Source organism: Enterococcus sp. 4G2_DIV0659 (genome assembly GCF_002140715.2).
Classification (GTDB): domain Bacteria; phylum Bacillota; class Bacilli; order Lactobacillales; family Enterococcaceae; genus Enterococcus_L; species Enterococcus_L mansonii.
On sequence record NZ_NGLE02000001.1, the window covers coordinates 1,328,066 to 1,340,838 of the forward strand.

The 12,773-nt window shown below is 35.3% G+C and carries 13 protein-coding genes; 4 read left to right on the forward strand and 9 right to left on the reverse strand.

Annotated elements, in window-relative coordinates; translation table 11 throughout:
• Nucleotide 1 precedes the first annotated feature (1 nt).
• A complete protein-coding gene (locus A5880_RS06185; RefSeq protein WP_179190453.1) occupies nucleotides 2-301 on the reverse strand; it encodes a phosphopantetheine-binding protein in 300 nt (99 codons plus the stop codon).
• A gap of 585 nt (nucleotides 302-886) precedes the next feature.
• Between A5880_RS06185 and A5880_RS06190 the strand changes: the two genes are divergently transcribed.
• Together A5880_RS06190 and A5880_RS06195 are read left to right on the forward strand one after the other, a co-directional pair.
• The gene (locus A5880_RS06190; RefSeq protein WP_086331082.1) at nucleotides 887-2,362 is read left to right on the forward strand and encodes a phytoene desaturase family protein; all 1,476 of its coding nucleotides are present in this window, start codon (nucleotides 887-889) and stop codon (nucleotides 2,360-2,362) included.
• A 14-nt stretch (nucleotides 2,363-2,376) separates the two neighbouring features.
• The gene (locus A5880_RS06195; protein ID WP_086331081.1) at nucleotides 2,377-3,711 is read left to right on the forward strand and encodes a DUF4872 domain-containing protein; all 1,335 of its coding nucleotides are present in this window, start codon (nucleotides 2,377-2,379) and stop codon (nucleotides 3,709-3,711) included.
• Nucleotides 3,712-4,269: 558 nt separating this feature from the next.
• On the opposite strand, the gene rlmH is transcribed toward A5880_RS06195, so the two are convergent.
• Nucleotides 4,270-4,749, reverse strand: a complete 480-nt coding sequence (gene rlmH, locus A5880_RS06200; protein WP_086331434.1) for a 23S rRNA (pseudouridine(1915)-N(3))-methyltransferase RlmH — start codon at nucleotides 4,747-4,749, stop codon at nucleotides 4,270-4,272.
• A gap of 422 nt (nucleotides 4,750-5,171) precedes the next feature.
• Between rlmH and A5880_RS06205 the strand changes: the two genes are divergently transcribed.
• Nucleotides 5,172-6,476: a S1C family serine protease gene (locus A5880_RS06205; RefSeq protein ID WP_086331080.1), complete on the forward strand. Its 1,305-nt coding sequence runs from the start codon at nucleotides 5,172-5,174 to the stop codon at nucleotides 6,474-6,476.
• Nucleotides 6,477-6,544: 68 nt separating this feature from the next.
• Here the strand turns inward: A5880_RS06205 and ytpR are convergent, their stop codons facing one another.
• The 4 genes from ytpR to pepA all read right to left on the reverse strand — a co-directional run bounded on the left by ytpR (nucleotide 6,545) and on the right by pepA (nucleotide 9,241).
• Complete coding sequence (gene ytpR, locus A5880_RS06210; protein WP_086331079.1) at nucleotides 6,545-7,162, reverse strand: YtpR family tRNA-binding protein; 618 nt, start codon at nucleotides 7,160-7,162, stop codon at nucleotides 6,545-6,547.
• 171 nt (nucleotides 7,163-7,333) lie between these two features.
• On the reverse strand, nucleotides 7,334-7,792 hold the full coding sequence (locus A5880_RS06215) for a universal stress protein (RefSeq protein ID WP_086331078.1): 459 nt from the start codon (nucleotides 7,790-7,792) through the stop codon (nucleotides 7,334-7,336).
• Between the two features lie 47 nt (nucleotides 7,793-7,839).
• Entirely contained in the window at nucleotides 7,840-8,154 is a 315-nt protein-coding gene (locus tag A5880_RS06220; RefSeq protein ID WP_086331077.1) for a thioredoxin family protein, read from the reverse strand.
• Nucleotides 8,155-8,164: 10 nt separating this feature from the next.
• On the reverse strand, nucleotides 8,165-9,241 hold the full coding sequence (gene pepA, locus A5880_RS06225) for a glutamyl aminopeptidase (protein ID WP_086331076.1): 1,077 nt from the start codon (nucleotides 9,239-9,241) through the stop codon (nucleotides 8,165-8,167).
• A 240-nt stretch (nucleotides 9,242-9,481) separates the two neighbouring features.
• Between pepA and A5880_RS06230 the strand changes: the two genes are divergently transcribed.
• Nucleotides 9,482-9,823, forward strand: a complete 342-nt coding sequence (locus A5880_RS06230; protein WP_086331075.1) for a peptidase — start codon at nucleotides 9,482-9,484, stop codon at nucleotides 9,821-9,823.
• A gap of 170 nt (nucleotides 9,824-9,993) precedes the next feature.
• Here the strand turns inward: A5880_RS06230 and A5880_RS06235 are convergent, their stop codons facing one another.
• The 3 genes from A5880_RS06235 to A5880_RS06245 form a co-directional block, all read right to left on the reverse strand.
• Nucleotides 9,994-10,851: a GRP family sugar transporter gene (locus A5880_RS06235; protein ID WP_086331074.1), complete on the reverse strand. Its 858-nt coding sequence runs from the start codon at nucleotides 10,849-10,851 to the stop codon at nucleotides 9,994-9,996.
• A gap of 112 nt (nucleotides 10,852-10,963) precedes the next feature.
• The gene (locus A5880_RS06240; protein ID WP_086331073.1) at nucleotides 10,964-11,422 is read right to left on the reverse strand and encodes a PTS sugar transporter subunit IIA; all 459 of its coding nucleotides are present in this window, start codon (nucleotides 11,420-11,422) and stop codon (nucleotides 10,964-10,966) included.
• A 13-nt stretch (nucleotides 11,423-11,435) separates the two neighbouring features.
• Entirely contained in the window at nucleotides 11,436-12,764 is a 1,329-nt protein-coding gene (locus A5880_RS06245) for a family 4 glycosyl hydrolase (RefSeq protein WP_086331072.1), read from the reverse strand.
• Nucleotides 12,765-12,773 lie beyond the last annotated feature (9 nt).

The window sequence follows — 12,773 nt, forward strand, 5'->3', positions numbered from 1 at the left end:
ATTATTCCATTCCTTTTTCTTCTCTTACGTAATCAGCAATACTTTGAACACTTCGGAAAATCGCCATGTCTTCATCGCTTACTTTCAATTCAAATACTTCATTCAATCCCACTACTAATTCCAAAGCATCAACTGAATCCAAACCTAAACCAATTTCTTCATCAGAATAAGATTCAAAAATCGGAGCCTCAAAATCAAAATTTTCTACATCTACATCATCAAGATCCAATTTGTCAATAATCATTTCTAATACTTTCATTTCCAAGCTTTCTTTTGCTACCTTTACGTTTTGTTCTGTCATCTCAAATTCCTCCAATAAATCCATTTTTTCAAATAATGGTTAATGCCATGTATTTGTTGCATTAACTATATCGCCAAATGAATCACTACAATGCGATTTTTCATACAATCGTCCAAATCATACATTTTTGCTTTTATTCTTCACGAACAACCGCACTTTTGCCATCTTATTCGTCGTTTCCTTTACCAAGCAGCTCATTGAAGCTATATAAAAGTAAAAAAACTTGCACTAGCACTCATCAAACGAATGAATAAATAGAAAAAAGTTTCCAAAAAATAGCAAGTTTACTTCAAGACTTCCTTGTAACACTTCGATAAAGTCTCTGATACAAAAAATACCCCTAAGATAGGGGCAAAAAAATTTTTACCTATTATAAGTAACTAACAAACGAATCATTTTTTCGCTATGAACAACTTCTGTCCTCAAAGTCCTTCATTCACAATAACTCTGTCATATCCGTTTGAATAGCATAAAATAGACTCAAATTTGATCAGAAAACCATGTTTTATGATTTATCGAAACATTCTATTTCACTTTCATAGATACTATTTCTATAAACAGCAAACGAAAGAAGGTTATTTATAAATGAAAAAAATAGCTGTTATTGGTAGTGGGTATTCTGGATTGACCTGTGCTACATTACTGGCAAAACAAGGATACAACGTAGAATTATTTGAAAAACATTCTGTTCTTGGCGGATATGGTGATGGGTTTGAGAAAAAAGGCTTTACTTTTCATACTTCTGTTTATCGTTTTCCTTCCACTGTCTATACGATCCTCGATCAAGTATTGGATTTAACCTATGACAATTTCTTATATTATTATATGCAGTACCATATTAATGATCGCAAAATTCTAATTGATGATGACCTGTTGAATGTCCTCATAAGAGAGTTCCCTCACCAACGTATCAATGTAGAACGATTCAAAGAAAAAATGGATGATGTATTAGATATTCTCAATGAAATTGATCAATCTGGCGGAAATATTTTATCTATTTCAGTGGAACGTTTGAAAGAATACCTGACATTCACAAAACAAACAATCGAAACTGTTCTTATTGAATTCTTTGGAGAAGATGCTCTATTCGCAAATGTTTTTTATGCCTTATTTGATTTAACCGCAGATATGTCAGCAATCACAATCCCCGCAACTCTTTGTGTCGGAAAGGATACTCCTGAAAATAAGATGGTCTTTGGCGGGGGAAAACAAGTAATTGCAGATTTAGAAACATTATTTTTGAAGTTTGAAGGGACCATCCATCGGAGAAAAGAAGTGGGTGCCACACGGATAGATGATGGATCATTGACGGAACTTCAATTTAAAAATGGAGAAGCGTATTCGAATTTTGATTATGTGGTTTGGGCGAACGACTATAACAATTTTTATCGTTTAAATAATGAACAATATTGGGACCCAAAACTTAGAAATGATTTTATTCCTTCCAGTTCTAGTTTTGCTATCTGGTTAGGACTTGACCAGCCTTTTGACTCACTAGGAATCAGTCAAACTTATCACAGCATTTACATTGGTGATCGGACTTTTTACAGTGAAGTTGCTCAGAAAAAAATTCCGGTAGAAACAGAATTTTTAATGGTATCTTTCCTATATTCCAAAGATCCAAAAAGTACACCTGAAAATAAGTCACAGCTATGTTTAGGTTTTGCTATGAATTTTGATTTTATGAAAGAATGTCAGACTCGCGGCATTTATAAAGATGTAAAAAAAGAAATCGAGGCGCTTTTCATCGCTCTTCTAAAAGAGCATTTTCCAATTATTGATGAAACTAAAGTTATCTGTAAAGCTTCTGCGACACCGTTAACCTATGAGCGCTATACTCATAATCGAAAAGGTTCCATGTATGGTTTTGAAAAAAAACAAGAATTTGTCATCAGTAGTCAAAGACATGAAACTACCAATACAAGCATTAAAAATCTATTTTTCTGCAGCCAATGGACCTCGATCGCAGGCGGTACATATGGAGCAGTGAAAGAAGGTATCCGAGCTGCCAATCATATTTTATCGCTAGACAATAAAGAAATCTATCAATATCAAGAATAAATGGAGGTCATTTAATGAAACACTCAATGCATAGTTCATGCTATACTGCATCATTCAGTAATCTTCTTGCTCAAAACGATCTATCAATCACAGATGAACTTCTCTTTGGAATCAGCCAAAGTTTTAGTTTCATGTATAATTACACCAACCTGCCTCAATCAGGATGGACCTTTTCGACAATAGGTTCAACCCACCAAGGAATATACACACTCTCTACGTTGCTAAACAGGGAGATCAGTATTATTTTGGTCGATGAAGAAAGCTACCTTGCAACTTTATCAAATATTATCAAAGAACACTCGTCTGCAATTATTGAAATCTCTGTAAGAGATTATATGAAAGATCCTCAAAGTGAAGAATTATTTTCATATATAAAAGAAAGCAATGTAAACCACTATGTAACGGTTCATAAAATAGATTCAGATTTTGTTTTCTTTTATGATAATTTCAGTTTCAAAATAAGAAAATTATCCATTTCAGATTTTCTTTGTGCAGTCTATCCAAAAGGCACCAATGTCTTTTATCCCTCTGAAGGTCGAATTTTTTACTATGATCGGACTAAACAAAGGAACTTAGATCAGTTGTCTAAACAAACAATCTTAGAAGCTATCCACCACACAGCTGAGCTCTTTCTTCTGTCTAATTGGGAAAGTAAAGGTCTAAATGGTCTTAATCACATGTCTCAAGAACTGTCACTTATCTTGTCTGAAAAAGAACATCTGGAAAAAAATAAAAAGCTCTTCTATTACTTCTGTATTCTTGCTGGAAATGGCGGCCTTTATAGAAGAGACTATATAAAATTTTTAAAAAAAGTAACGTCTCTTTACCCGGAAGAAGCCACGATCCTTAAAGAGATTATTAGTTTATATAAGATTGCTCAAAAAAAATGGAAAAAAATAGCAAAAGAAATTGCTTCTATAGACATTCACTCAGCTTCTTTGGAACAGGTTACCAGTGAAATAGAAAACTTGTTGCAAGAAGTGACTCTTGTTGAAAAAAAAGCTATGTACACATTGTGGACTTGGACTGAAAATCAATTAAGTAAATCAATTACATTTACATCCAGTTTTCCTACTCAAAAAATAGAGACTACTTCTTTTAATACACTTGAAGAAATTATTCGATATTTTATGAATAGCCGAATTGAATTCGATTTAATTGTAACTAAAAAAAATACAATCGATTTAAACATTGCTTCTAATGATCAAATATTCTATTGGACACCTTCAAACAATAAAATATCAGAAGAATTTTGGGAAGGTACATTAAATTACTGTTTTAAAACCAGACCCTTAAAAGATGCAACTATCTTAAAATCAGAAGAATTTATTGATAAAATAGCTGGTTAATTTTCAATTTCTCTGCCTTCAAAAAGAAATCTTCATTTATTTCTGGTTTCTTTTTGAAGACTTATTTACTCAGCTACTTATCCAGCTAGCAATAATAATATATGGATCACCGCTAATCCTCCTAATCACAAACCTATAACAATATATCCCTATTGAGGACAATCTCAGGGGCTTTGTATAGCTAGGGCGATTTAAAAAAATGCTGAAGTTTATATTTTTGACTAAGTAGTTAGCTCTTTAGATAAAAATAATGCAGACATCGTCATGCAGTATATAAAAAACGTGTCTGTAAACAAATTAATAGTTATTATATTACATCAAAAAAGCAAAATATTGAGCACACCAGCCTTATCCTTTTAATATCAATTTCATATGCTTTCGTAAGAAAACTAGACTTTCTAGCTGTTACGCCCCCAAATAAATACTTGAAATATCTGGAAAACGTGATGAATTAAACAATATATAAAATTCTATTAGTTCATTAATCTTGATCTTTCAACAAAAATAGACCATACCCAACAAATCAGGTATGATTTATTTCGCATTTTCTTTATCTCCCTACTTATGATACGGTTCCCCCCGCATAATCCGAAACCCACGATAAATCTGTTCCACCAAAACCAATCGCATCAACTGATGTGGATACGTCAGCTTCCCAAATGACATCTGTTGCTGACTTCTCTTCAACACCTCATCACTCAATCCCAACGAACCACCAATCACAAAAGCCACTTGACTCTTTCCATTGATGCCTAATTGCTCAATCTCTTTTGAAAATTCTTCACTGCTGAATTGTTTCCCATTGATTGCTAAAACAAAGACATGATCCTGATCTGAAATTTTGGCTAAAATGCGCTCGCCTTCTTTACCTTTTACTTGCAACATCTCTGCGTCACTTAAATTTTCTGGGGCTTTTTCATCAGCAACTTCAATAATTTCTATTTTGGCATAGCTTTGCAGACGTTTCATATATTCATTGATTCCTTGAACTAAGTATTTCTCTTTAAGTTTTCCTACGGTAATAATTTTTATTTTCACTGGTTTCACGTCTCTTTCTTTTTCTGTTCTTGTAGTTGTTAACAATTTTATCATGAATATATTTACTCTTCCACATACTTTCCCACAAAGTTATGCACATATGCACAGACTTATCCACAGAACATTGGCTTATTATCCTTTATTTTATAGTATTTTGAGATACAAACACCTATTCCCGTTTATTTATCCACATTATCCACATTTTGTGGATAACTTTTTAACAGGTGTTTTCCTCTATTTTTTACAAGTTTTTCACACTATGTTGTGTATAAGTTTTTGGATAAAAACATTTTTCATCAATTGTATCTGTTTTTCTCCCTAACTTGTTCATAAAAAATTCAAAGCTATTCGGTAGACTAATCTTGTCTTGAAAGACTATACTTACTATAATATATAATGAAATTAATTAGGAGGTTGCTTGTATGCAAAGAAAAGATGTTACACCTGATTCAGATAATAAAAAAAATGGATTGTTCAAAAAATTTGGGATTGGTTTAGTTGGAGGGTTACTTGGTGGTGCACTTGCTTTTGGTGGTGCCTACGCTATTATTGGACAAAACACACCAGCATCATCTAATTCATCTACAACAACAAATTCAGTAAAAGATAATAAAGGAAATACTAAAATAACAAATGTTAATTTAGACGTAAACAGTAATGTCACAAAAGCTGTTGATAAAGTGAAAGATTCTGTTGTTTCAGTTATTAACCTACAAAGTCCTAGCCAAAATAGCGATATGAGCGGCTTTGGCGGTTTATTTGGTGGAAACGAAGATAGCCAATCGGACGGGCAATCAGACGGCAGTGATTTACAAGCAGCTAGTGAAGGTAGTGGCGTAATTTATAAAAAAGATGGGAAAACAGCCTACGTTGTTACCAATAATCACGTAGTGGATAAAGCAAAAGGACTAGAAGTGGTTTTACATGACGGGACCAAAGTCCAAGGTGAGTTAGTAGGAACTGATTCCTATACTGACCTTGCTGTAATCAAAATTTCATCTGATAAAGTTGATGCAGTCGCAGAATTTGGAAATTCTGATAATCTGAAAATTGGCGAGCCAGCGCTAGCTATGGGTTCTCCATTAGGCTCAGCTTATGCTAACTCAGTAACGCAAGGGATTATTTCTTCGTTAAATAGAAACATTCAAAATGAAAACAATGGTCAAGCAATCAATATCAACGCAATCCAAACCGATGCAGCGATCAACCCAGGAAATTCAGGCGGTCCATTAGTCAATATCGAAGGACAAGTTATCGGAATCAACTCCGTTAAAATCGTTCAATCTGAAAGCCAAGTAAGTGTTGAAGGAATGGGATTTGCGATTCCAAGTAACGATGTAGTGAATATCATCAACCAATTGGAAAAAGAAGGAAAAGTAACACGTCCTGCACTAGGTATTTCAATGGATGAACTAACAAACGTTTCAACTCAACAACGAAAAGAAATCTTGAAACTTCCTGAATCAGTTCAAATGGGTGTTCTTGTACGTACCGTTCAAACTGCTACACCTGCGGACAAAGCTGGCATTGAAAGATATGATGTTATCACTAAAATCGATGATAAAGAAATCGATTCTGTGACAGACCTACAAAGTGCTCTTTACAAGAAAAAAGTCGGTGACAAAATGAAAGTTACCTTCTACCGTGATGGTAAAGAACAAAGTGTAAATGTTGATTTGACAATTGATCAGTCAGCGCTAAAATCAGGGAAACAAACAAACGAATAATTACACTAAAAATAAAGTAAGGCTGCAACAAAACTACCAATAGTTTTGTTGCAGCCTTATTTCATTTCTTATTTTCCTACAGGAAAGGCTTCTCCAACAACTGCATCAAAAGGTAGCTCTAATATCCCTTTTTTCGCAGGTGCATCTGGCAAACGTAACTCGCCTGCCGAGCAAATCATCCCGAAACTTTCTACGCCACGTAAAACACCTGGCCAAATCATCAAACCATCTGGCATCATTGCACCAGGCTTAGCTACAACAACTTTTTGCCCAGCTTTGATGTTTGGTGCACCACAAACGATTTGTAACACTTTACCATTATCAACTTCTGTTTGTGTAATCGATAAATGATCTGAGTCTTGATGTTTTTTACAAGATTTTACAAAACCGATAACGATTTTAGGTTCATTATCTTCAACTAACGTTTCAGAAAAACCGGCTTTGGCAAGTTCCTCATTTACTTTGATTAACTGTTCGTTTGTCAGCTCAACTTGACCGTTGCCTTCAATTCGCCCTAAAAGTGTAGACGCATCAAAAATATTCCAAGCAACAACTTGATTATTTTCAGCTACACTTACTCGTGCCACGTTGTCTTTACGCTCAACACGGTTCTCTTGTCCTTTATCATCAGATACGATGATCATCAAAACATCACCGACATGTTCTTTATTATATGAAAAAATCATTTTATTCCCTCTTTTCAATTTTATTTTCCAATCTATTGGCTAAACCTATGTCCCTGTCCTATCTTAACAAAAAAAGAGTCTGACTGCATGACATTTTAGTTTTTTCCAAGAAAAATAAGTGAAACAAAACGGTTAACGCCTTGCTTCACCTATTTTATACATTGGGCTTATTTATTTTTCTTTATCAGGATGAACAATCAATACATCACATGGCGCATGGCGAATAATATAACTGCTGACACTACCGATCATAAAGCGTTCAACTGCGTTTAATCCAGATTGTCCGACCATGATTAGGTCTACATCATATTTTTCTGGTAATGTTTTACACATCACTTCTTTTACCGCACCATAAGTAATCATTGTTTCTACTTGAGTAAAGTCTACACTTTTGGCGTACTGTTCACATTCATTCAAAATTTCTTTGGCGTTTTCTGTTTCTTGATCCAATAAACTATCGTTTAAAGAAGAATACCCCATCATCGTATACACTTGATTTTCTATAACATGGGCAACGATTACTCGTCCATTATTTCTTCTAGCTACTTCGATTGCTTGTTTGTATGCTAAATCGGCTTGTTCACTACCATCGACACCAACTAAAATCGTCTTGTACGTTTGTGTTAGCACAGTATTCATCTCCTGATTGATGTATTTTGTCTTTTCCACTTATAAAATCAACTAATACTGTTCAAAAATGACGTAATTTCTTCTTTGGTTTTGCGATTTTTATTCACTAAACGCCCTAACTCTTTTCCTTGTTCAGTCACAACAAAACTTGGAATCCCAAAAATAGTCCACTCAGAAGCAAGCTCCATAAATTTATCTCGATCGACTTCAATAAAACGAAAATCTGGAAAAGAAGCTTCGATTTCAGGCATGACCGGCTTGATGAAGAGACAATCACCGCACCAATCAGCTGTAAAGAAGAACACACTTTTCCCCTCTGACACATAACTTGCCAGCTCTTCATAAGAAGTTGGAATAATCATAAACTATCTCCTACTTTCCATAAATGATCGTGTTGACTGTGGTCTTGTCTAAACCTTTTAATACTTGAATCAACATTTCACGAGCTGCTTCAAAGTCTTTGATATTGAACATTGTTTGATGCGTATGAATATAGCGCCCACAAACGCCAATAACAGTACTTGGTACACCATTATTTGTTGTATGAGCCGCACCAGCATCTGTTCCCCCTTTTGATACAAAGTATTGGTAAGGAATGTTATGTGTTGCCGCTGTATCTAATAAATATTCACGGACACGAGGTAATGTAATCATACCAGGATCATAGATACGTAGTAATGTTCCTTCGCCAAGATGTCCATACGTCCCTTTTTTCGTTTGGATATCATCTGCCGCGGAACAATCTACTGCAAAGAATAAATCTGGATTGAATTTATGCACTGAAGGTTTAGAACCACGTAACCCAACTTCTTCTTGAACATTCGCACCAGCAATCAATGTGTGACCTAATTGTTCATTTTGCAATGCTTCTAGCGCTTCTAATACTAAAGTACAGCCATAACGGTTATCCCATGATTTACTGATAATGTTTTTGCCATTCGCTGTTTTGATTGTTTCTGTTTGCGGTACGATTGAATCCCCTGGTCTTACACCAAAACTTTCAGCTTCTTCTTTTGACTCAAAACCAGCATCAAATAAAATATCTGTTACTTCTAACTGTTTTTGACCACTTGTTCCACGTAATAAATGCGGTGGCACAGAAGATGAGATACAAGGGTAGTTCCCTTTACTTGTTTTTAGCGTAAAACGTTGAGCAGAGACGACATAAGGATTCCAGCCACCCAAAGGAACCACTTGGAATAACCCATTATCTTTAATTTGTGTTAACATAAAGCCAACTTCATCCATGTGAGCAGCAACCATTACACGCGGTGCATCTTGCTCTTTTGCTCTTTTCAAGCCGAAAATACCGCCCAGCCCATCATATTGAATCTCGTCTACTAATGGTGTCATATTTCTTTTCATATAGGCACGAATATCATCTTCAAATCCGCTTGTTCCTTGTAATTCTGTCAGTTCTTTAATGCGTTGAAATGTTTTTTCTTCCATTGTTGTATTATCTGCCAGTTCTCCTACTCAGGATCCCCCCACTCTTTTTGCTAAAAAATAACAGTACATTCAAGCAAAAACGGCAGATACTCCTTTCATATGATTTCACATTCATTATAACGCAAATTTTTTCAATTGCCCACGTTTTTTGTTTTTCGATATTTTTATACAATGTGTTAGAATAGAGTTAAAGCTGAAGTCTTTTAGCAAACATTTGAAAATACTCGGAGGTTATTCCCCATGAATGAAGAAAATGAACTAAGTTATTTTAAAGGCGGCCTGGCAATCGGTGTCAGTCTAGGTATTATAAGCGGCATTGCTTCTACATTATGGTATCAAAAAAAACGGACATTAGATGCTGATTTAGTTTTAGAAAATGTGAAAGCTGCGTTTTTAAAGGAAGGACCGATTGAGGGTTCTTGGATTGAATTTGAGAAAAAACCATTGCGAAAATTTGCTATTCATTCAAAAACATATACTGGCGGAATTTCTCGTTTGGAAGATGGTGTGATGGTACAGTATGCGTTCACTGCCGATGCCTTTACGGGTACTGTGATTGATGTAAAACGAATTAAAGAGTAAAAAGAGTAATAAGAAGAACAATTGAAACCGTACGTTAATACACGTATTGTTTCAATTGTTTTTTTGTCTACTATCCTTTGGTCATAAGAGGTATCGGATGAGAGAGACAGATTATTCTATTGTCCATCAAGCAAATTTCACTCCTTCCTATTCCCTACTACTGATACCTTTTATCTTTTTATCGAACCAATTAAAAATATTCCCATTAACATTAATAATGCACCGAATAAAATCCTCCCTTTTTCTTTTGGCGTTTTCTTGACATTAAAAAAAAGCAAACCACCAGCGATCGAAATCAACACAGATAATTGGGAAAAAGTAAAACTTTTCGCTACGCCCATGATCGGCATCAGTGAAAATAAACTCAGATTTGCACTACTCCAAGCAAGCCCTGTAAAGAGATTAGTTGAAATATCTCTTATGACCAATTGCTTTTTCTCTTTTATGCTTAATATAAAAACCATGGACACCATTCCAAGCGATTGGGGGAAAATAACTGCGGCAGCAGGCGTTTGGCGTAATCTTGGTAGAATCACATATATAGTTAAAGCCGCGGAGGAAACTAATAACCAAGTAATTGCCCGTTTTTGCTTTTCAAAAGACATCGGTCTTTGTGTCTGTTCTTTATACGATGTACAAATAATACCGAGAATAATGACCACAATACCGCTTATTCCAATAATAAACGCCTGTATAGAGGTCCATTCTTTAAAACATAAAGCAGCAATCAACGTTGTGCCAATCAATTGTGTCCCATTTGATATTGGCATTGCCTCTGAAACTGGTAGTAATTGAAAGGCATAAAATTGAAAATATTGTCCTATCGCCCAAAAACAGCCTGACAAAAAAGGAAACAACATGATCGACCAATCAAATGGAGGCTTCGTTACTAAAAAAAATAACAAACTAAAGACAAATGCCATAATTGCTGTACCTATTAGCTGATTGATTGGTTTTGCTTTCGTTAAAGCCGCAATCACTGGCATCAAGCCCCAACCAACCGCTGGTAAAAAATAGAAAATAAACATCTTTCACTCCTTAAGCTTTTGTAATAAAAAGAGAGAAGGTAGCCACTTTAACGACTGTTTCTCTCTTATCATTTCTCATTTGTTTTTGAATACTGCTAACCTCTATCAGAAGTTAAAATTGAAAGACATCCTCTTCCAACACCACTTGGCTGTTTCCTTTTAGTAATTGCCCTTCAGCAACTTCTGGTAAAACAACGATAACGATCTCATCTTTTCCTTCTTCAGCAAGGAGTGGTAGATTCATTTGTGCAAGAAGTGTATGCGTTGTTACATGCTGACCTTCTGTGACATGGATCGAAAATGGCGTACCTTTTAATTCAACCGTATCTAGTCCCATATGAATCAGTACCGTATCACCTGTTTTACTTTTAAGTGTAATGGCATGAAGGGTAGGAAAAATACTGACCACTTGTCCTGTCACTGGAGAAAAAATTTGACCCGAATGATCAGCAATTGCATAGCCTTCTCCCATCATATTTGCTGAAAAAACAGCATCATTAACGTCTGCTAAGGAAATCAACTGCCCAGATGTAACAGCTTTTAATACTCGTTTCTTTTTGAAAAAGTTCATTTTCCACCTCCATTTAAGCCAATGTTGGCCAATACTCTTTATTTGCTTCAATCATTTCGTCTAAAACAAGTTTTGCAACTCTTGCATTAGGAACGGATTGATTTAGAGTAAATGCTTGTAACGCTTTTTGATAAGATCCTTCAAAATAAGCATCCACTAATAATTTTTCAGCCGCTACCTGTGCTTCCATCAGTCCCTTATGAAAATCATTGATTGGCTGTCTTAATGAGATTGGCTCAACACCTGTCGCTCCTACATATGCTGGCACTTCAACTACGGCATCCGCTCGTAAGTTAGGAATCGCGCCTTGGTTAGGGACGATCAACATAAAGCGACGACGTTCATCGTTTAACAATGATGTAGCCATATCAACGATATATTGTCCATGTTCCCCAAAATTGAAATTCAGGACATCTTCCGTCAATCCATCGCGAATTTTCTGTGCCATTTCTCTAGTATTTTTTTCACGCCCATCCATTACCATATTTGCTCGAGTATATTGTTTATCGCTATGTTCAACCACCATGTCAGGGTATAAATAGTATTCCAAATAGTTATTAGGAATGTGGGTGGGAAAATTTTTGGTAATGACAGACATCATTTTGAATGCTTCCTGCCAAGTTTTATCTCCTGCATTGAAATCTGCAACATTCATTTCCTGGCTGGTTAGTTTTTCAATGATTTCCGGCATTATATCCCGACCTAATGATTTATCATAAATTGCTGTATACCAGCCAAAATGATTTAAGCCATAATAAGTTGGAATCCAGTTTTTCCGATCATATCCGTAATTCACTGCAATCGTTTCTTCTATAGAAATTGTCATATCACAAGCATTAATCATTTTCGCTTTAGGATAAGTCCTACGAACAGCTTCTGAAACAATCGATTCAGGGTTCGTATAATTTAAAATCCACGCATTAGGGGCAAATTCCTGTACATAACCTACGATTTCTAATAACCCACCCATTGAGCGCATACCATAGGCAAAACCACCTAAACCACATGTTTCTTGTCCTACCAAATCATGTTTTAAGGCGATTTTTTCGTCTTTCTCCCGCATTTTCATACCGCCGACACGTATTTGAGAAAAAATAAAATCACAACCAGTAAAGGCCGTTTTCGGATCTTCTGTTGAAGATAGCTGTATTTCGTCATACCCATCTTTAGCCAGCATAAACTCGATAATCAAGTACATATCATCATTTCTTTTTTTATCGATATCGTATAAACGGATTTCCGCAATTGGTAATCTATCTGCATTATTTAAAACAGCTTGAATGATTCCTGGCGTATAGGTACTTCCGCCTCCAGCTATCGTGATAATTTGTTTTTTTGTCATTTTTTCCAC

Bases quoted from the DNA above. Each gene is read 5' to 3' on its own strand.
- A5880_RS06185 (WP_179190453.1), bottom strand. From the start codon at position 301: ATGACAGAACAAAACGTAAAGGTAGCAAAAGAAAGCTTGGAAATGAAA.
- A5880_RS06190 (WP_086331082.1), top strand. From the start codon at position 887: ATGAAAAAAATAGCTGTTATTGGTAGTGGGTATTCTGGATTGACCTGT.
- A5880_RS06195 (WP_086331081.1), top strand. From the start codon at position 2,377: ATGAAACACTCAATGCATAGTTCATGCTATACTGCATCATTCAGTAAT.
- A5880_RS06205 (WP_086331080.1), top strand. From the start codon at position 5,172: ATGCAAAGAAAAGATGTTACACCTGATTCAGATAATAAAAAAAATGGA.
- ytpR (WP_086331079.1), bottom strand. From the start codon at position 7,162: ATGATTTTTTCATATAATAAAGAACATGTCGGTGATGTTTTGATGATC.
- A5880_RS06220 (WP_086331077.1), bottom strand. From the start codon at position 8,154: ATGATTATTCCAACTTCTTATGAAGAGCTGGCAAGTTATGTGTCAGAG.
- pepA (WP_086331076.1), bottom strand. From the start codon at position 9,241: ATGGAAGAAAAAACATTTCAACGCATTAAAGAACTGACAGAATTACAA.
- A5880_RS06230 (WP_086331075.1), top strand. From the start codon at position 9,482: ATGAATGAAGAAAATGAACTAAGTTATTTTAAAGGCGGCCTGGCAATC.
- A5880_RS06235 (WP_086331074.1), bottom strand. From the start codon at position 10,851: ATGTTTATTTTCTATTTTTTACCAGCGGTTGGTTGGGGCTTGATGCCA.
- A5880_RS06240 (WP_086331073.1), bottom strand. From the start codon at position 11,422: ATGAACTTTTTCAAAAAGAAACGAGTATTAAAAGCTGTTACATCTGGG.
- A5880_RS06245 (WP_086331072.1), bottom strand. From the start codon at position 12,764: ATGACAAAAAAACAAATTATCACGATAGCTGGAGGCGGAAGTACCTAT.